Below are 20052 nucleotides of genomic sequence, written 5' to 3'. Positions count from 1 at the left end.
GATCTACTGCTCCCCCGCCAGACACGTCCCCGGAGATCCACGCCATGCGTGGATAGGCCCCGTACCGCACACGCAAGTAGATCCACGCCATGCGTGGATGGGACGTTCCCCAACCCCGCGTGATTCAGTAGATCCACGCCATGCGTGGATGCGGAGATTACCCGGCGCCCGGCTGATCGTCCGGTTCGCGCGCCAGCAACGTGCCGACGAACAGCGCGGCGAGCAGGACGGTCAGGCCGCCCCAGAACGCGGAATAGAACGCCAGGTGGGTGTTGAGCGGGAACACGGTGACCGCCAGTGCCAGCATTGCCGGGCGTGCACGTTCGCGCGCCGGGGGCGGGGCGAAACGCCATGCCCGCCACGCCTGTGCCACCGCCGCCAGCCACAGCAGCAGCCCCAGCACACCGGTCTCGGCCAGGATCTCCAGCACGATCTGATGGGCGTGCAGCGCGGGCATGGTGCCCCACACCGCCGGCCCTTCATCTGCAACGCAGTGGGGATAGGCATCGCGGAAGCCACGTGCACCGACACCATTGATCGGATGTGCTTCGATCATGCAGGCCGCCGCGCTCCAGATGCGGGTACGGCCGGACAGGGCCTGCTCGACCCCGTCCTCGCCACCGTCCCAGGCCATTGCCGTGCGCGCCACACGCTCGCGCAGTTGCGGCACGCTGGCCGTCAACACGCCCGCCGTGAGCACAGCGGCCAGTGCCAGCAGACCCAGCCGCTTCCATCCCAGTTGGCGCACGCCGCTGTAGGCGACCACCAGGCCGAAGGTGATCCATGAGGCACGCGAGCCGGCCAGCAGCAGCACCACGCCCACTGCAGCAGCGGCCAGCAGCCAGCCCGCATTGCCGAAACGGCGCGCCGCCGGCAACAACAGGAACGGCGAAAGACTGGCCAGCACCTGGCCGAATTTCAGGTTGCACGGCCCAAGCGCGCCGCTGAGTCGGTCGGCCAGCGCGGCTTCTTCAGCCGGGCACAATGCGTGGCCGCTGATGGCCAGCTTGATCTGCTGCAGCGACCAGAACCAGGGGCTGGTGCCTGCCAGTGCCTGCACCAGCGCATCGAGCGTCCACAGGCCGGTGATCACCGCCAACCCACCCAGGGTCAGGCGCCGCCGCTGCGGGGTGGCCACGGCGATCGCCACCAGCCACATGAAAGGCAGATAGCGCAGCCCGGCCGCAGCCTTGGTCCACGACGCCGAAGGGTCCACGGCATCGAAGGCCGAGAACGCCTGCGGCAACCAGTAGCCGAGGAAAAGAATCGATGTCAGTGCCCACGCTGCCGGGCTCAGCAGATGAGGGCGATGCTGCACCCTGCGGATGACCATGCGTGCGGCGGCGTACAACGCCCCCAGGCCCAGCACTGTTTCGGCGATACCCGGCAGCGGCCACAACGCGACGTAGGCCAGCACCCACCAGGGTGCCCAGCGGCCGGCGCGCTCATCGTGCAGGGGCGGCGTGGCGTCAGCCAGCGAGGTCGGCATAAAGGCGGAGGGTATCGCGCTGCATGGCCTGCAGGGTAAACGGGATACGGCCCGGCAGCGATGGCGGCTGTGCCAGCAGGGCCAGCGCACGTTCACCCAGCAGCTGCGCATTGCCCAGCGGCACGGCGCCACTGGGTTGCAGCTGCTGCAGCAGTTCGCCGACCCCACCATGGTTCCAACCCAGCACCGGGCGGCCGACCGACAACGCTTCGACCACGGTGCGACCAAAGGCTTCCGGTTTGTCCGACAGCTGCAGCACCAGATCGCTGGCGGCGTACGCCTGGGCGATGCGCGCAGTCGGCGTGCTGACGTGCACCGCCCCGGTCACGCCGAGTGCGGCCGCCTGCCTGCGCAGCTCTGCCACATAGGCTTCCCGGCCAGGCTCGTCGGTGCCCAGCATCCACAGCTGCGCCGGCACCCCGGCTTTACGGACATCGGCAAGCAGCTGCAACGCGTGGGCGTGGCCTTTCAACCGGGTGCCGCGCCCCGGTAACAGCAACAGCGGTCCATCGACCTGGGCCAGCCAGGGGTAGTCCGCCGCCAGCGCCAGCCGGGGCCGCCGATCGGCGCGTGCCACACGTGGGAACTGGCTGACATCCACCCCGCGCGGGATCACCTGCAGCCTGTCGTGCGGCACCGTCGGGTAATGCGTGTGCACGTAGTCGCGCACGCTGTTGGACACACAGATCACGCGTTCGCCGCTGGTCATCACCGCGCTGTAGCGGCTGGGCGAATTCAGCCCATGCACGGTAGTCACCCAATGCGGCCGCTGTGCCGGCTGCATCGCACGGATGGCGTACAGCCCCAGCCACGCCGGCAGGCGCGAACGGGCGTGGACGATGTCGGCGCCCACTTCGGTGAACAGGCGACGCAGGGTAGGCAGATGGCGCAGCGTCAGCAGCGACTTGCGGCCGATATCCAGGGTCAGGTGCTCGGCACCACTGTCGAGCAGCGGCTGCACCAGGCGACCACCAGCGGACACCACCAGCGCGCGATGGCCGGCAGCGACCAGGGCCGCGGCGATTTCAAGGGTCGAGCGCTCGACACCGCCGGAGTGCAGCGCCGGCAGCAACTGCACCACGGTCAATCGGCGCATCGAGGGGGCAGCCGTTTAGTCGGCCAGCACGAACACGGCGCCGCAGTAAGCACACTGCGCTTGCCCGTTGGGTTCGTCTTCGATCGGCAGGTACACCCGCGGATGCGAGTTCCACAGCGCCATTTCCGGGGTCGGGCAGCTCAGCGGCAGATCGCTGCGGTGCACGGTGTAGCGCTTTTCGGCATTGGCGGGCGCGGTGGCGGTATGGCTCATGGCGGATGTCGATGAACGGATTGCGAGGCCTGCGATTCTAGCATCTGGGCCCGGCAAACACCGTGCGCTGCGTGGCCGCTGCGCGCGGCGGCCCGCTTGCAGCCTTCGCCGGCGCAGCCACGTGCGACCGCCCTGCCCCTCCCGCGCCGCCGTCGCCCTGCCCCCATCGGCGGGAAATCCCAGGCCGGCCAGTCAGTTCCGCGCGGAATCGGTCGTCGTTCGAATTTTCCGCATTTGGATCGAACTAAATGGCACTTGTCAGGGCGCTGCCGGCTGTTGCAGCATCGGCAGCGATCCATTCCTGACCCGATCGCATGGCCCGCCCCCCACCGGACCTGCATCGCCTCCCCGACTGCCCTGCGGCGGACGGGGCGATGCTGTCCGTGGTGTTCGCCGATGCGGGTTCTGCCTGCCGCCTGCCCTACCGGGAGACCCTGCATGACCCTGTCCGATCCACGCCGCGCCCTGCTTCCGCTCGCCCTGGCCCTGGCCTGTGCGACCACTGCGACGCCGGTGCTGGCGCAAGGGCTGCAGACCTCCTTCGAGCCGGGCGAACCGGCACCGGCCAGGTCCGCTGGCGCGCTGTCCGTCGAGGTCGGCAGTGGTCCTGCCGCGCCGTACGCGGCCAAGCGCAACGTCGGCTACAGCGGCCTGCATGCGTTGCATTACAGCGCCAGTGGCGGCCAGGCGCGCCGCGAACTGTTCAAGACCGATCTGCCCATCGACACCGACACCACGCTGTCCTGGCTGGTATTGCCGGAGATCGTCGGCAAGGACACCGTGGCCTCCACCTATGTCTCGCTGGACCTGCTGCTGGACGATGGCAGCCGCGTCTCCGCCAGCGGCGCGCGCGACCAGCACGGCGTAGCGCTGGGCGCACAGGCGCAGGGTGATTCGAAGACGCTGTACCCGCAGCAGTGGGCGCGCAAGGCGGTCAGGCTGGGCGACATGCCGGCGCTGAAGGGCCGCCGCGTGCTGGCCATCGAGCTCGAGGTAGCCAGCGCCAACGGCGCGCCTGTGTCGGGCTGGATCGACGACGTGCGCCTGGACGTACAGCCACGGCAGGCGCCGCAGCGCGTCTCCGACTGGGTACTGACCACGCGCGGAACCCAGGCCAACGGCACCTTCTCGCGCGGCAACAACTTCCCGGCCACTGCGGTACCGCACGGTTTCAACTTCTGGACGCCGGTGACCGATGCCAGCGCCCTGAACTGGCTGTACCGCTGGAACGAGCAGAACGATGCGAAGAACCGGCCGCAGCTTCAGGCGTTGGCGCTGAGCCACCAGCCCAGCCCGTGGATGGGCGACCGCCAGACCTTCCAGGTGATGCCCTCCGCCACGCGCGGTATGCCCGAGGCTGATCGCAGCAAGCGGGCGTTGTCCTTCGACCGCACGCAGGAAAACGCGCGCCCGTATCGCTACGACGTGCGCTTCGACAACGGCATCGCCGCGTCCATCGCCCCCACCGACCATGCCGCGCTGTTCCGCTTCGAGTTTCCCGAAGGTGGCGACGCCAACCTGCTGTTCGACAACGTCGATGCCCGCGGCGGACTCACCCTCGATGCCGCCACGCAGACGTTGACCGGCTACACCGATACCCGCAGCGGCCTGTCCAACGGCGCCACCCGCATGTACGTGGTGGCCAGCTTCGACAGGCCGTGGCGCAGCAGCGGCAAGATCGGCACCGGCCGCCCGACCGGCTACATCAAGTTCGACCCAGGCAGCGAGCGCCGGGTGACGATGCGCATCGCCACCTCGCTGATCTCCGTCGAGCAGGCGCGGCACAACCTGGCGCTGGAAATCGCCGCCGCCGATACGCTGGAAAGCGTGGCCGGACGTGCACAGGATGCGTGGGATGCGCGCCTGGCCCGTTTCGACATCGGCAATGCCAGCGACGACCAGAAGACCACGCTGTACTCCAGCCTGTACCGGCTGTACCTGTACCCCAATTCCGGCCACGAGAATGCGGGCACCGCCGCCGCGCCCGAGTGGCGCTATGCCAGCCAGGCCAGCGCCGCCGATGACAACACCGACGGCAGCGCGACGCGCAGTTTCGCACCGGTGCGCGACGGCAAGGTCTTCGTCAACAACGGCTTCTGGGACACGTTCCGCACCACCTGGCCGGCGTATGCGCTGTTCACCCCGGATGATGCCGGGCAGCTGGTACAGGGTTTCATCGAGCAGTACCGCGCCGGTGGCTGGGTCGCGCGCTGGTCCTCGCCGGGCTACGCGGACCTGATGGTCGGCACCAGCTCGGACGTCGCCTTCGCCGATGCGTGGCTGAAGGGCATCGGTGGCTTCGATCCGGAAGAGGCCTACGCCGCAGCGCTGAAGAACGCCACCGTGGTGCCACCGGACCGCCACGTCGGCCGCAAGGGCATGGATCGTTCGACGTTCCGCGGCTACGCCAGCGCCGATGTGCATGAAGGCATGTCGTGGACGATGGAAGGTGCGCTCAATGATTTCGGCATCGCCAACATGGCCGATGCCCTGGCCAAGCGCGCGACGACACCGTCCGGACGCGAACGCTACGCCACCGAGGCCGACTACTTCCGTCACCGCGCCGGCAGCTACGCGACGTTGTTCGATCCGGCCGCCGGCTTCTTCCAGGGCCGCCGGCCCGATGGCGGCTGGCGCCTGCAGGCCAAGGACTACGACCCCCGCGTATGGGGCCACGACTACACCGAATCCAATGGCTGGACGTTCGCCTTCACCGCCGCGCACGACGGCGAGGGCCTGGCCGCGCTGTACGGTGGCCGCGACAAGCTGGCCGCCAAGCTCGACACCTTCTTCGCCACGCCGGAAACCGCCGACGCCGCGTTCGCCGGCTCCTACGGCGGCACCATCCACGAGATGACTGAAGCGCGCGACGTGCGCATGGGCATGTACGCGCACAGCAACCAGCCGGCACACCACATTCCGTGGATGTACCTGTATGCCGGGCAGCCGTGGAAGACCCAGCAGCATGTGCGCGAGATCCTGTCGCGACTGTATGTCGGCAGCGAGATCGGCCAGGGCTACCCGGGCGACGAAGACAACGGCGAAACCTCGGCGTGGTACGTGCTGGCCTCGCTGGGCCTGTATCCGCTGCGGATGGGGGCACCGGAGTACGTGATTGGTTCGCCGGCGTTCCAGCATGCGCGCGTCGAGCTGCAGGGCGGCGCGGTGTTGACCGTCAATGCACCACAGAATTCGTCGGAGAACGTATACGTGCAGTCGCTGAAGATCAACGGCAAGCCGTGGACGAAGACCTGGGTGCCGCACGAAGTGATCGCCAAGGGTGCAACCCTGGACTTCGTGATGGGCCCGCAGCCGTCACGCTGGGGCAGCGGCGTGGATGATGTACCGCGCTCGCTGACCGCCCGTGGCCAGCGCCCGCAGTTGCTGCATGATCTGCTCGGCAATGGCGCGCAGGCGGCACTGGCTGATGGCCGTGCCCTGCCCGCGCTGGTCGACGACGATGCCAACACGGCCGTGCCGCTGGGCGGTGGCGTGACCATCGCACTGAGCCACGTAGGCGATGGCGTACCGACGATGTACACGCTGACCAGCGGTGACGGCACGATCCGTGGCGGTGAGTGGACGCTGGAAGCGCGTGCCGGCAACGGGCGCTGGGTAACGCTGGACCAGCGACGCGGCGAAGATTTCACCTCGGCGCGGCAGACCCGCCCGTTCCGTATCGCCTCGCCCTCACGCTACGCCGAGTACCGTCTGCGCCTGGCTGCGCCGGGGCGCCTGCAGCTGGCCGAGATCGAACTGTTGGCGCCCTCCCCTCTACAATGACGTCCATGCGCCTACGTTTGCTCCCCCTCGCTCTTGCCGCCCTTGTATTTCCCAGCCTCAGCCACGCACAACCGCAGACCCAGGCCTTCGATGGCCAGGTCAGCCGTGACGGGGTGACCCTGTACTACCAGGATGCCACCGGCGCGCTGGCCGCGCCGGTGCGCAAGCGCATCATCGATACGTTCTACTTCGCTTACCTGCGCGAGCGTGCGGACTTCCGCCCGGCCGCGCCCAACGAAGTGCGCATCGTGATCGATCCGGCGTACAACGGCGTCGCCTTCGTCGGCGACAAGGACAAGGCCAGCACGATCACGATCAATCCGGGCTGGCTGGTCCAGCACCCGGATGACATCGATCTGGTCACCCACGAAGCGATGCACATCGTGCAGGGCTACCCCGGCTATGGCGACAAGCGCGTGCCGGGCTGGCTGGTGGAGGGCATCGCCGACTACGCCCGTGATCGCTACGGCATGAACAACGCCGCTGCCGGCTGGGCGTTGCCGGACAAGCTGAGCCAGGGCCAGACGGTGGAAAGCGGCTACCGGGTGACCGGTGCCTTCCTAAAGTGGGCCGAAGCGGCGCACCCGGGGCTGGTGCTGGCACTGGACAAGGATCTGCGCGACGGGCGCTATGCGCCGGCGCTATGGCAGAAGCACACCGGCAAGACCCTGCCGGCGCTGTGGGCGGAGTATGCCAAGCCGCGCTCCCCGGCCCCTGCGCCGCCGCCCGCGCGGCGCGCGAAGCGGCGGTAAGCTCGACGTTGCCGGGGCGATGCCCCGGCCTTCAACGCGACTGCACGAAGCCGGCGTACAGCGCGAACAGCTGCTGGAAATACCGCTTGCTCACTCGACTGCGCATGACACTGCTCCGCCCATGGAAAGTTGGTCGGGCCCAGGGTGGGAAGGCCGGTCCGGTCCCTTCCCACGGCCAGGCCGCGTGGGCGTATTGGGCCGCAGCGAGGTTGCAGGGCGGTTACCGGGCGGCTGCAGTTCTCCGGTAGCGCCGGGCCATGCCCGGCGGAATACAAGAAGCGCCGCGCTGCGCGGTTGCCGGCCAGCGGCCGGCACTACCGTTTCCGCGCTGCTTCTCCGGTAGCGCCGGGCCATGCCCGGCGGAACATGCCCGGCGGAATACAAGAAGCACCGCGCTGCGCGCTCGCCGGGCATGGCCCGGCGCTACCCGATCCGGTTTCCGCGTTGCGGAAACAGAAACGCGCCCCATGGGGCGCGCTTCCGCAGATCGCAGCGGAACGAAGGCTTATGCCTTCTTTTCCGCTTCGATCTGCTTGCGGATCTGCGCATCCACCGCGGCGATCGCGGTCATGTTCAGGATCCGGCGCGAGGTCGCGCTGGTGGTCAGGATGTGCACCGGCTTGTTGACGCCCATCAGGATCGGACCGATCGCCACGCCATCGGTGAACACGCGCACCAGGTTGTAGGCGATGTTGGCCGCTTCCAGGTTCGGCAGCACGAACAGGTTGGCACGGCCCTGCAGGGTCGAGCCCGGCAGCAGCTTCTGGCGCAGGGCTTCATCCCATGCGGTGTCGCCCTGCATTTCGCCGTCCACGTTCAGACGCGGGTTGCGCTTGAGCAGCAGCTCGCGCACCTGGCGCATCTTCAGCGCATCCTTCGAATCGTGGCTGCCGAAGTTGGAGTGCGACAGCAGTGCCACCTTCGGTTCGACGCCGAACAACTTCATGCGGTAAGCGGCCTGCAGGGTCGCTTCGCACAGCTGCTCTGCGGTCGGGTCTTCCTGCACGTGCGTATCGACGAAGAAGAACACACCCTGCTGGTTGATCACGCCGGTCATCGCCGAGGTCGAGGTGACCTTCGATTCCAGCGGCAGCACGCTGCGCACGTAGCCCAGCTTCTTGTGGAAGCGGCCGACGATACCGGTGAGCATCGCATCGGCTTCGCCACGGGCCACCATCACCGCAGCGATCAGGGTCGGCCGCGAACGCATCAGGTTCTTGGCGGCGGCCACGGTGACGCCACGACGGCCGGTCAGGCCGTGGTAGTACTGCCAGTATTCGTTGAAGCGCGGATCGTCATTGATGTTGGTGACTTCAATGTTCTCGCCGATCTTCAGGCGCAGGCCGAGGCGCTCGATGCGCGATTCGATCACGTCAGGGCGACCGATCAGGATCGGATGTGCCAGACCGTCGTCGACCACATTCTGCACCGCCTGCAGCACCACTTCTTCTTCGCCCTCGGCATACACCACGCGCTGCTTGTCGCTGCGCGCGCGGTCGTAGACCGGCTTCATCATCAGGCTGGTGCGGTAGACGAACTGCGACAGCTTCTGCCGGTAGGCTTCCATGTCGGCGATCGGGCGGGCGGCCACGCCCGAATCCATCGCGGCCTGGGCCACGGCGGCCGACAGCTCCACCAGCAGGCGGCGATCGAACGGACGCGGGATCAGGTATTCGCGGCCGAAGCTTGGGGTCTCACCGCCATAGGCCGAACCCATGTCGGTGGCGGCGCGGCGGGCCAGCGCGGCGATCGCGCGCACGCAGGCGATCTTCATTTCCTCGTTGATCGCGGTCGCACCGACGTCCAGCGCACCGCGGAACAGGTACGGGAAGCACAGCACGTTGTTGACCTGGTTCGGATAGTCCGAACGGCCGGTACCGATGATCGCGTCCGGACGCGCAGCACGCACCAGCTCCGGCATGATTTCCGGGGTCGGGTTGGCCAGGGCGAAGATCACCGGGTCCGGCGCCATCGTCTTGACCATCTCGGCGGTCAGGATGCCCGGCGCCGACAGGCCCAGGAAGATGTCCGCGCCGTCGACGATCTCGGCCAGGGTGCGCTTGTCGGTGTCGCGCGCATAGCGCAGCTTTTCCGGGTCCAGGTCGGTACGGCCGGTGTGGATCACGCCTTCGCGGTCGAAGGCCAGGATGTTCTCCGGCTTCAGGCCCAGCTGCACCAGCATGTTCACGCAGGAAATGCCGGCCGCGCCCATGCCCGTGGTCGCCAGCTTCACTTCTTCGATCTTCTTGCCGGTGATCGCCATGGCGTTCAGCACCGCAGCACCGACGATGATCGCCGTACCGTGCTGGTCGTCATGGAACACGGGGATCTTCATGCGCTCGCGCAGCTTGCGCTCGACGATGAAGCACTCCGGTGCCTTGATGTCTTCCAGGTTGATGCCGCCGAAGGTCGGCTCCAGCGAGGCGATGATGTCGACCAGCTTGTCCGGGTCGTTCTCGTCCACTTCGATGTCGAACACATCGATGCCGGCGAACTTCTGGAACAGCACGCCCTTGCCTTCCATCACCGGCTTGCCGGCCAGCGCGCCGATGTTGCCCAGGCCCAGCACCGCGGTGCCGTTGGAGATCACCGCCACCAGGTTGCCGCGGGCGGTCAGCTCGCTGGCCTGCTGCGGATCGGCCTTGATCGCTTCACAGGCGTACGCCACGCCCGGCGAATACGCCAGCGACAGGTCGCGCTGGGTCAGCATGGGCTTGGTAGCGGAAACCTTGATCTTGCCGGGCGGAGACATCCGGTGGTAATCGAGGGCGGCCTGTTTGAAATCTTCGTTGGACATCGATGTGGGTTACATGAATGGGCAGAAGGGACAGGGGATCATACCCCCGTTGGAGCGGTCGGACCTGTCGCTATGCTGTCGCAGTGATGCTGCGACCGCACAATTCCATGGCGTATGCGACGTTACCAGAGCGCAGCTTCGGCGCTGGCGATGACAGCCGTGGGACGCCTCGAAACGCTGCGGGGCCGTGCCACTGTCGTGGCCGGCCCCGCAGTACCACACACCCGGATCAGCCCTTGGCGGGCAGCGCCTCGGCCATCGCCAGCGGCACGGCATCGACCGGCGGCGGCAGTTCGCTTTCGCGACCATCCAGCGCCAGCTTCAGGCGATCGCGGTCCAGCGCACCTTCCCAGCGCGAGACCACCACCGTGGCCACTGCGTTGCCGATGAAGTTGGTCAGCGAGCGGCACTCGCTCATGAAGCGGTCCACGCCCAGGATCAGCGCCATGCCGGCCACCGGCACTTCCGGCACCACCGCCAGGGTGGCGGCCAGGGTGATGAAGCCGGCACCGGTGACGCCGGCAGCGCCCTTGGAGCTGAGCATCGCCACCAGCAGCAGCGCGATCTGGTGGCCCAGGGTCAGTTCGGTGTTGGTGGCCTGGGCGATGAACAGCGCGGCCAGGGTCATGTAGATGTTGGTGCCGTCCAGGTTGAACGAGTAACCGGTGGGGACCACCAGGCCGACCACCGACTTGCTGCAGCCGGCACGTTCCATCTTCTCCATCAGCGACGGCAGCGCCGACTCCGACGACGAGGTGCCCAGCACCAGCAGCAGCTCGGCCTTCAGGTAACGGGCCAGCTTGAACACCGAGAAGCCACACAGGCGGCAGACCACGCCCAGGATCACCGCAACGAACAGGAACGCGGTGAGGTAGAACGAGCCGACCAGCCAGGCCAGGTTGACCAGCGAGCCGACGCCGTACTTGCCGATGGTGAAGGCGATGGCACCGAAGGCACCGATCGGCGCAGCCTTCATCAGGATGTGCACCAGCTTGAACACCGGCGCGACCAGCGCTTCCAGGAAGTTCTGGATCGGCTTGCCCTTCTCGCCCACCGAGGCCAGCGCGATGCCGAACAGCACCGCCACGAACAGCACCTGCAGGATGTTGCCGTCAACGAAGGCGCTGATCAGCGTCTTCGGGATGATGTCCATCAGGAAGCCGACCAGGGTCAGGTCGTGCGACTTCTCGACATAGCTGTGCACCGCGGTCTGGTCCAGCTCGGCCGGGTTGATGTTCATGCCGGCGCCGGGCTGCACCACGTGCGCCACGATCATGCCGACGATCAGCGCCAGCGTGGAGAAGAACAGGAAATACGCCATCGCCTTGGCGAACACCCGGCCCACCGTGCGCAGGTGGGTCATGCCGGCGATGCCGGTGACGATGGTCAGGAAGATCACCGGGGCGATGATCATCTTCACCAGGTTGATGAAGGCATCGCCGAGCGGCTTCATCTTCTCGCCGATCAGCGGCTCGTAGTGGCCGAGGACAGCACCCAGGACGATCGCCACGATCACCTGGAAATACAGTTGGCGGTAGAGCGGCAACGGCTTGCTGGGCACCGGCGCAGCGGTCGGGATGTGCATGGCGGACTCCGGAAGGGGCGTTTTCAGGCACGTACGGCCCCGGAAATGCACGGGAACCGTTACCGTGGAAACTGACCGCACGCCCCGTGACTGCAGGCGCAGGGGTGCGACCAATGGACGCCTTTGTACGCGCCGGGCACGCCAGCGCAGATAACCTATTGGTACTAGCCCCCCGGTTCAGGTGGCTGCGCTGCCTACACTGGCGCCGCACCCCTGATCGCGGGGACGCCGGTGGCCCGACCTGAACGGCCGGGCGCGTCATTGCGAAAGTTCCGGCCATCGCGGCCGTTGTTGTCCTGTCCACACGCAATCCGAGAGAGCCGCACCACCCATGCGCCCGATTCCCACCTTGCTGGCCCTGTCCCTGGCCGCCCTCCCCGCCTTCGCATCCGCTGCGGATTTCGACAACTGGCCGACCAAGTACGCCTTCGGCGACGGCACCGAGCTGGCCGCTACCGCCAACATCGCCTACGACTACAACGACTTCTCGTCCGCCAGCGGCATCGAGGATGACGATGCGGTGCGTCGCAAGGAGTTCGGCGCGACCCTGAAAAAAAAGGGCGTGTACGACGCGATGGTCTACTACGATTTCCAGGCCGATACCTGGCTGGACGTGTTCGTGCGCTTGGAGAGCAAGGCGTTCTTCGGCCGCGATGTCGGCCGCTTCCGCTTCGGCTACATGAAGACCCCGGTCGGCCTGGATGCCAACACCTCCTCGCGCGCCGGCAGCTTCCTGGAAACCGCGCTGCCCGTGCAGGCGTTCTACGCAGGCCGCCGCACCGGCGTGGAATGGGTGCTGGAGCGTCCGCAGTACCTGCTGCAGGCCGGCGCCTATGGCGGCAAGGACCTGCAGGGCGACAACCCCGGCACCACCCAGGCGGTGCGTGCGGTGTGGACGCCGGTGAAGGCACCGGGTGACGTGATCCACCTCGGCCTGGCCTATTCGCAGGAAAATCCGCGCGGTTACCACGATGGCCGCGACGTGCACCACGAAGCCAGCGCGCGCCTGCGGGCCCGTCCGGAAGCCGGCCTGACCGACATCCGCCTGGTCGATTCGGGGGCGCTGGTCACCGCCGACCAGATCCGCCGCACCGGCCTGGAAGGCATCTGGATCCGCGGTCCGTTCTCGCTGCAGGCCGAAGCGCTGCAGGCCACCGTCACCCGCAATGATGGCAAGCCCGACTACACCGGCCACGGCCAGTACGCGATGGCCAGCTGGGTGCTGACCGGCGAATCGCGCCCGTACAACGCCGGCGCCGTTGCCAACATCAAGCCGGCGCACGACTACGGTGCGGTGGAACTGGTGGCCCGCTACAGCCGCCTGGACCTGGACGACGGCAGCATCCTCGGTGGCCGCCAGCACGACCTGACCCTGGGCGCGAACTGGTACCTGACCAGCCACTTCAAGTTCCAGGCCAACTACGTGAAGGTCGACGCCAGCCGTCGTGGTGTGCACAGCACCCCGGAGATCTTCGAACTTCGCGCGCAGATGCACTTCTGATCCCTTCCACGCGTCAGATCCCGGCGGGTGTGCATGCCACGCCCGCCGGCCCTGCGTAGACTGCCGCCATGTACTGGCTCAGCCGACACCGCCTGCAGTTGCTGACCGTTCTGGTGATGGTGGCCGGCACCGTGCTGTGCGCGGCCGCCGCAGGCCACTATGCCTGGCGTCGCGCGCTGGGCACCGAAAGCGCGCAGGTGCAGCGCCAGCTGCAGCTGTATGGCCAGGGCCTGCAACAGCGCATCGACCGGTTCGGCACCCTGCCGCAGGTGATGGCGCTGGACCCGGACCTGCTGCAAGCATTGCAGGTGCCGCCCTCGCCCGCCGAGCGGCAACGCCTGAACCTCAAACTGCAGCGCGCCAACCAGGTCACCCGCACCTCGACACTGACCCTGGTCGGACGCGATGGGGTGGCCGTGGCCGCCAGCAACTGGGACCAGCCGACCAGCAACGTCGGCGAGGATTACAGCTACCGCCCCTACTACCAGCAAGCACTGGCCCATGGCCGTGGTCGCTTCTACGGCATCGGCATGACCACCGGCGTGCCCGGCTATTTCATGTCCGAGGCCATCCTCGATGCCGACAGCCAGCGCATCGGCGTGATCGTGATCAAGATCGAGCTGTCGGCGCTGGAACAGGAATGGTTGAACAGCCCGGACGTGGTGCTGACCAGCGACAACCACGACGTGGTGTTCCTGGCCAACCGCGATGCCTGGCGCTACCGCCTGCTGCGCCCGCTCGGCACGGAGGAACGCCGCGAGATGCGCGCGGCGCGGCAGTACGCCGACCGCTCGCTGCAGCCGCTGCGCGTGCGCACCGAGGACGTGCTGGCCGATGGCGGCCGCATGGTGCGCCTGCTCGACCCGGCACTGCCGCAGGCGATGCTGTGGCAGACCCTGGCGCTGCCCGACGAAGACTGGAGCCTGCACCTGCTGCACGACGCCAGCGCAGCCACCAGCGCCGGCCGCGGCGCGGCAGTGGCCGGCGCCGCCGCTTGGCTGGCGCTGGGTTTCCTGGTGCTGTTCGTGCAGCAACGGCGTCGTCTGTCCAAGCACCGCCAGCGCAGCCGGCGTGAACTGGAAACCCTGCTCAAGCAGCATGCACAGGAACTGCGGACCGCCCAGGACGGCTTGCTGGAAGCCGCGACCGATGCCGACGTTGGCTTGAGCCGCAGCCTCGAACATCTGCCGCAGGGCGTGGTGGTGATCGACAAGGAACAGCGTCTGGTCGCGTGGAATTCGCGCTATCTGGAGCTGTTCCGCTTCCCGGCGGGGCTGGTGCGGGTGGGCCGCCCGATCGAGGAACTGTTCCGCTTCAACGCACGTCGTGGCCTGTTGGGCCCCGGTCCGATCGACGAGGCCATCGAACGCCGTCTGACCCACCTGCGCAGTGGCCGCCCGCACATGCGCGAGAGCGAGAAGGACGACGGCACGGTGCTGGAGATCCGCGGCAACCCGCTGCCCGACGGTGGTTTCGTCACCAGCTATGCCGACATCACCAGCTACAAGAACGCTGCACGCGAGCTGCGTTCGCTGGCCGATGCGCTGGAACACCGCGTGGCCGAACGCACCCAGGATCTGGACGAAGCCCGCCGCGAAGCCGAGCAGGCCAACCGTTACAAGACCCGCTTCGTCGCCTCGGCCGTGCACGACTTGCTGCAGCCGCTGAATGCCGCGCGCATGTTCGTGTCGGTGCTGCGCGGCAAGCTCACCGACCCCGAACAGCAACAGACCAGCGACCATATCGACGCCGCACTGGCCGCGCAGGACGCGATCCTCAACAGCCTGCTGGATATTTCACGGCTGGAGTCGGGGTCGTTACAGGTACAGGTGCGCGCATTCGCGCTTTCTCCATTGCTGGAAACCCTGGCGCGCGAGTTCGGCATCGCCGCACAGAGCCGCGGCCTGCAGCTGGACTGGGTGGACACCCGTGCGGTGATCGTCAGCGACGAAGCACTGCTGCGGCGCATCCTGCAGAACTTCCTGTCCAATGCGCTGCGCTATACGCCACGTGGCCGCGTGCTGATCGGCTGCCGGCGTGCAGGCGACCAGCTGCGCATCGAGGTGCATGACCAGGGACCAGGTATTCCGGAAAGCCTGCAGGGCGAGATCTTCGAAGAATTCCGGCGCCTCAACGACGGCGTGGAGCAGGAACGGGGCGCTGGCCTGGGCCTGGCCATCGTCGAGCGTATCGGCCGACTGCTCGGCCACCGCATCAGCCTGCGTTCCACGCTGGGCAAGGGCAGCGTATTCACCGTGAGCGTGGCACTCGGGCGCGCCGACGAAGTGATTGCGCCGCCGGCGGCGCCGGTCGTCGCGACCGAACCGTCCGATGACAGCCCGCTGCGCGAATGTCGGGTCTGGAGCATCGATGATGACCCCCACGTCTGTGCGGCAACCCGTGCTCTGCTGGAACGCTGGGGCTGCCATGTGGAACTTGCCGATGGCCCCCAGGGGGCACTGGAAATCGCCAGTGCGCTGAACGTGCCGCAGCTGTTGCTGCTGGACGTACGCATGGGGCAATGGCACGGACCGGACCTGTATGAAGCGCTGTGCACGCTGTGGAAGGCGCGGCCGCCGGTGATCCTGGTGACCGCTGAGCGCGATGATGCGCTGAAAGTGCATGCTGCCGAGAACGGTTGGGGCTTCCTGCTCAAGCCCGTGCGGCCGCCGGCGCTGCGGGCGTTGATGACGCAGCTGCTGTTGCGGCATCGCGGGTAAGCCAGTCGCACCTGAGCGAGGGCCACAGACTGGCGTCAGACCGATCATCTCCCACATACAGCTACGCCGAAGTATCTGAGAAGCTCGGCGCTGGATACGAGAACAGATTCATGTTCTCTACCGATCCCGAACTGAATTCGATCAGCGGGAACTGATCAGGAAAGCGGAACAGCATCCACAACGACGCAGTACATGCGCCAACGTCCCGTCTCTGTCAGCCATCCAATCCAACGCGCGCATCACCTTCCGGCTCCAGTGCCTTCACCAGCACTGCCGCCTGCGTGCGGCTGTGGCATTCAAGCTTCTTCAGGATGGCGGTCACGTGCACCTTCACCGTGTTTTCGGCCAAGCCTAGTTCATAGGCGATCTGCTTGTTGAGCAGCCCGTCGGCCAGGCACAGCAGCACCCGGAACTGCTGCGGCGTCAGCTGCGCCAGGCGGCTGGCCAGCAACGCGTCGGCCTCGGAACGCTCGGCCGCCATCGCCGGGAACCACAGGCCACCATCGAGCACCGCTGCCACCGCTTCACCGATGGTTTCGGCAGGCGCGGACTTGGGAATGAAACCGGCCGCGCCGAACTGCTGCGCGCGACGGATCACCCGCGGGTGGTCGTTGGAGGACAGGATCACCACCGGAATGTCCGGGTGCGAACCGCGCACGTGCAGCAGCGCGGAGAATCCATGTGCGCCCGGCATGGTCAGGTCCAGCAGCACCAGATCCACATCGGGCTGTGCGTCCAGCGAAGTGGCCAGTGCTTCGGCGCTGGCGACCTCGCGTACCTGCGCCAGCGGCAGACTCTGCCGCAACGACTGCACCACCGCCGAACGCAGCAGCGGATGGTCATCGGCGATCAGGATGGTGTATTCGCTCATGCGGCCATTGTACGGGCAGCGAACTGCCTCCGCCGGGCAGGGCCCGGCGCTACTGGAGCACCAGTACGGGCGCTACCGCCCCGCCGGCTCCACGCTGCTGCGCCATGCATCCAGGAACTGGCGGCGCTTGAGCGCATCCAGGTAGACCAGCAGGCCGGGGCCGAGCTGGATCGGGCGACGGCTGCGGCCAGGGGCATCCCCGACGCCTGCATCGCTGCGCACGATCGGCATCAGCCGCGCTTCCCGCGCGAGCACCTGCTGGCCGCGCGGCGACAGCAGGTAGTCGAGGAAACGCCGCGCTTCCTGCGGGTGCGCGCCGGTGCGCGGAATCACCGCCGTACGCAGCACCACCAGCGTGTAGTCTTCCGGCTCGACGATGGCCAGCGGTGCGCCCGCATCGATACGCGCCTGCGCATACGAGCCCAGCACGTTGTAGACCAGCGACAACTGGCCGCTGGCCACCTGGTCCAGCAGCACCCCGGTACGCTCCTCGCGCACCACCGCGTTGTCGCCCAGCGCACCGAGCAACGCGCCGGCGATGCTGCCGCGCTGGGCGTCCTGGGTCGCCAGCAGGTAGCCCACGCTGCTGCGTTCGATATCGTAGGTGCCAACCTTGCCGCGCAACGGCGCCCCCTCCGCGCGCAGCAGGTCCAGCAGCTGTCGACGCGTGTGCGGCGCTTTCGCGGCCGGCAGCCTGCGGGTGTTGTAGACCATCACCACCGGTTCGTAGCTGATGCCGAAGGCCTCGCCACGCCATTGCGCCCACGCTGGCAGCGCCTGGGTCTGCAGCGAGCGGTGTGGCAACGCGTGGCCGTCGTTGACTAGCTTGGTCTGCAGGTCCATGCCGCTGGAGATCAGCAGGTCCGGCGACGCAGGCCCGTTGCGGTCGCGCAGGTAACGCGCGTACAGGTCCTGGGTGATGATGTCTTCGTACACCACCTCGCTGCCCGGATGCAGCCGCTGGTAGTCGGCGATGACCTCGGCGAAGACCTCGATATCGGTGGTGCCGTGGATGCGCAGCTGAGCGGTGGCGGCGCCCTGGGCGGGGAAGCGGCGTACATCGCCCGGCGCAGCGAGGGCCGGCACGGCCAGCAACAGGGCAAAGGCTGCGGCGAACAGGCGGATCATGTGCTGCTCCGGGGCAGGCGGATGGTGGCGACCAGGCCACCCTGCGGTCGATTGCTGAGATCGATCTGGCCGCCATGGCTGTCGACCACCCGCTTGACGATGGCCAGGCCAAGGCCTGCACCGCCGGAGGGTGCGCCCTCGCCGCGCGCGAAACGCTCGAACACGCGTTCGGCATCGGCGGCGGCGATACCGGTGCCGTGGTCGGCGATGGTCAGCACGGCCTGCCCGCCTTCAGCGGTCAGCGCGATCTGCAAGGGACCATCACCGCCGTACTTCAGCGCGTTGTCGACCAGATTCTTGATGGCCTCGCGCAACAGCAGCGCGTCGCCATGCACCTGCACCGGCTCGGCCGTCATCGCCAGCTGCACGCGCGGGGCGGGCCCTGCCTGCGGCAGCGCTTCATGCAGGGCCTGGTGCACGGTCTCGGCCAGGTCCACGGTGGCGAAGCGCTGCAGATGTGACCGATGGATCACGCTGGCATCGCTGAGCAGCTGGTTGAGCAGCCGGCTCATGTGGGTGGCGTTGCGCTCGATCGCCTGCAGGCTGCGCCGCATGTCTTCCGGATCGTCGTCGTCCAGCGCCAGCTGTGCCTGCGCACGCAGCGCGGCCAACGGCGTGCGCATCTGGTGCGCGGCCTCGGCCATGAACGCGCGCAGGGTTTCATTGCTGCTGGACAGGCGCTCCATGAAGCGGTTCAGCGCGGCCACCATCTGGTCCATCTCGCGTGGCACGCGCGCATCGAGCGGTTTCAGGTCGGACGGCTCACGGCGTGACAGTTCGCGCTCGACCCGCACCAGCGGCCGGAACGCGCGGTGCACGCCGAATGCCACCAGTGCCAGCAGCAACCCCGACAGCACGCCGATGGCCAACAGCGCGCGGGTGACCAGCTCCTGCGCCACCGCTTCGCGCGCACGCCGGGTCTGCCCCACCTGCACCTGCACCTCGCCCTGCGCGGAGGCCGCGGCAAAGCTGCGGCCGACCACGACGAAACGCACGGTTTCACCGCTGTAGGGCGCATCGAACAACTGCGGTTTCGTGCCCGGCCGCCGCGGCGACGCAGGCAGGTCACCGTAGCCGGTGATCAGGTTGCCGCGGCTGTCGGCGATCCGGTAGAACACGCGGTCTTCCGGCGCCATCGCCAGAAGGTCCAGCGCGGCATACGGAAGGTCCACCTGCCACTGGCCATCGACCAATGCCACCGAATCGGCGATCGACAGGGCCGACGACACCAGCAGATGGTCGTAAGAGCGGTTGGCGGCGCGCTGGCCGTAGTCGCGTGCAGCGAACAGCAGCGCCACCGCGAACACCGCCAGCAACGCGCCCAGATACAGCAGCAGGGTGCGCCGCAGCGACCCGGGGGCGGCACTTGCGCTGCGCGCGTCAGCCATCGGCATCGGCCGGGCCGTCGCTGGCTTCAAGCAGATAGCCGACACCACGCACCGTGGTGATGCGCAGCGGCGCGCCCGCCAGCTTTCTGCGCAGGCGGCCGATGTACAGCTCGATGGCATTCGGCCCGGCTTCGTCATCGAAGCCGAACAGGCCATTGCCGATCTCATCCTTGCCCACCACCTGGCCCAAGCGCCCGACCAGGATCTCCAGCAAGCGATACTCGCGGTTGGGCAGCTCGATCGGCTCGCCATCCAGGGTCACCCGGTGCGCAGCGTTGTCGAACTGGAAGCCACCGATCTGCACCACTTCGCTGGCTTGCCCGCGTGCACGTCGCAGCAGCACGCGGCAGCGCGCTTCGAATTCACGGAAGTCGAATGGCTTGCCGAGGTAGTCGTCGGCACCGACATCGAGTGCCTGCACGCGATCCTCGATGCCATCGCGTGCGGTCAGCATCAGCACCGGTGTGCTGTCACCACGCTCGCGCATGCCGGCCAGCACCCGCAGCCCATCCAGTTTCGGCAGGCCGATATCCAGCACCACCAGATCGAAACTCTGGTAACGCAGCACGCTGGCGGCGGCCAGGCCGTCGGCCTGCCAGTCCACCGCGTGACCACTGCGGCGCATGCGACGGATGATCGCATCGGCCAGGTCCGGGTTGTCTTCGACCAGCAGCAGGCGCATGGGCACGACAGTGGGAGGGGAAACGAATGCTACCGCATGGCGCCGCT

The 20052-nt window shown here is 67.6% G+C and carries 13 protein-coding genes; 4 read left to right on the top strand and 9 right to left on the bottom strand.

Translation table 11 applies throughout. The features are described from left to right. Positions 1-157: 157 nt before the first annotated feature. From K5K93_RS16105 to K5K93_RS16095, 3 genes are read right to left on the bottom strand one after another with little or no spacing between them, the layout of a single operon-like run. Positions 158-1489, bottom strand: coding sequence for an O-antigen ligase (locus K5K93_RS16105; protein ID WP_222388403.1), 1332 nt, complete (start codon positions 1487-1489; stop codon positions 158-160). After that, the gene (locus K5K93_RS16100; RefSeq protein ID WP_222388402.1) at positions 1470-2585 is read right to left on the bottom strand and encodes a glycosyltransferase; all 1116 of its coding nucleotides are present in this window, start codon (positions 2583-2585) and stop codon (positions 1470-1472) included. Before K5K93_RS16100 ends, K5K93_RS16105 begins: the two co-directional genes overlap by 20 nt. 15 nt (positions 2586-2600) lie before the next feature. Beyond that, the gene (locus K5K93_RS16095) at positions 2601-2798 is read right to left on the bottom strand and encodes a zinc-finger domain-containing protein (protein ID WP_025874129.1); all 198 of its coding nucleotides are present in this window, start codon (positions 2796-2798) and stop codon (positions 2601-2603) included. Positions 2799-3236: 438 nt separating this feature from the next. Here K5K93_RS16095 and K5K93_RS16090 point away from each other — a divergent pair, with 438 nt between their 5' ends. Together K5K93_RS16090 and K5K93_RS16085 are read left to right on the top strand one after the other, a co-directional pair. After that, positions 3237-6581 (top strand): GH92 family glycosyl hydrolase, encoded by a 3345-nt coding sequence (locus tag K5K93_RS16090; protein WP_222388401.1) that lies wholly within the window; start codon positions 3237-3239, stop codon positions 6579-6581. Continuing rightward, positions 6578-7333: a basic secretory family protein gene (locus K5K93_RS16085; protein ID WP_222388400.1), complete on the top strand. Its 756-nt coding sequence runs from the start codon at positions 6578-6580 to the stop codon at positions 7331-7333. The genes K5K93_RS16090 and K5K93_RS16085 overlap by 4 nt, the downstream gene beginning before the upstream one ends. Before the next feature lie 505 nt (positions 7334-7838). On the opposite strand, the gene K5K93_RS16080 is transcribed toward K5K93_RS16085, so the two are convergent. Together K5K93_RS16080 and K5K93_RS16075 are read right to left on the bottom strand one after the other, a co-directional pair. Further along, a complete protein-coding gene (locus K5K93_RS16080) occupies positions 7839-10130 on the bottom strand; it encodes an NADP-dependent malic enzyme (protein ID WP_093817969.1) in 2292 nt (763 codons plus the stop codon). Positions 10131-10359: 229 nt separating this feature from the next. Further along, entirely contained in the window at positions 10360-11715 is a 1356-nt protein-coding gene (locus tag K5K93_RS16075; protein ID WP_049466649.1) for a dicarboxylate/amino acid:cation symporter, read from the bottom strand. A 331-nt stretch (positions 11716-12046) separates the two neighbouring features. On the opposite strand from K5K93_RS16075, the gene K5K93_RS16070 reads away from it, so the two are divergent. Next, positions 12047-13216, top strand: a complete 1170-nt coding sequence (locus tag K5K93_RS16070; protein ID WP_093817970.1) for a porin — start codon at positions 12047-12049, stop codon at positions 13214-13216. Positions 13217-13284: 68 nt separating this feature from the next. After that, entirely contained in the window at positions 13285-15936 is a 2652-nt protein-coding gene (locus tag K5K93_RS16065) for a PAS-domain containing protein (protein ID WP_222388399.1), read from the top strand. A 214-nt stretch (positions 15937-16150) separates the two neighbouring features. On the opposite strand, the gene K5K93_RS16060 is transcribed toward K5K93_RS16065, so the two are convergent. The 4 genes from K5K93_RS16060 to K5K93_RS16045 all read right to left on the bottom strand — a co-directional run bounded on the left by K5K93_RS16060 (position 16151) and on the right by K5K93_RS16045 (position 20005). After that, positions 16151-16807, bottom strand: a complete 657-nt coding sequence (locus tag K5K93_RS16060) for a response regulator transcription factor (RefSeq protein ID WP_033831979.1) — start codon at positions 16805-16807, stop codon at positions 16151-16153. Between the two features lie 72 nt (positions 16808-16879). Continuing rightward, positions 16880-17935, bottom strand: coding sequence for an ABC transporter substrate-binding protein (locus K5K93_RS16055; protein ID WP_222388398.1), 1056 nt, complete (start codon positions 17933-17935; stop codon positions 16880-16882). Beyond that, on the bottom strand, positions 17932-19323 hold the full coding sequence (locus K5K93_RS16050; RefSeq protein ID WP_222388397.1) for a sensor histidine kinase: 1392 nt from the start codon (positions 19321-19323) through the stop codon (positions 17932-17934). The genes K5K93_RS16055 and K5K93_RS16050 overlap by 4 nt, the downstream gene beginning before the upstream one ends. Further along, positions 19316-20005 carry a response regulator transcription factor gene (locus tag K5K93_RS16045; RefSeq protein ID WP_025874118.1) on the bottom strand — a complete coding sequence of 230 codons (690 nt, stop codon included), beginning with the start codon at positions 20003-20005 and terminating at the stop codon, positions 19316-19318. Before K5K93_RS16045 ends, K5K93_RS16050 begins: the two co-directional genes overlap by 8 nt. Between the last annotated feature and the right edge of the window lie 47 nt (positions 20006-20052).

The organism is Stenotrophomonas sp. DR822, assembly GCF_019793815.1.
GTDB lineage: Bacteria > Pseudomonadota > Gammaproteobacteria > Xanthomonadales > Xanthomonadaceae > Stenotrophomonas > Stenotrophomonas indicatrix.
Note: the sequence above shows the minus strand (reverse complement) of the source record. Positions and strands in the feature narration are given on the sequence as shown.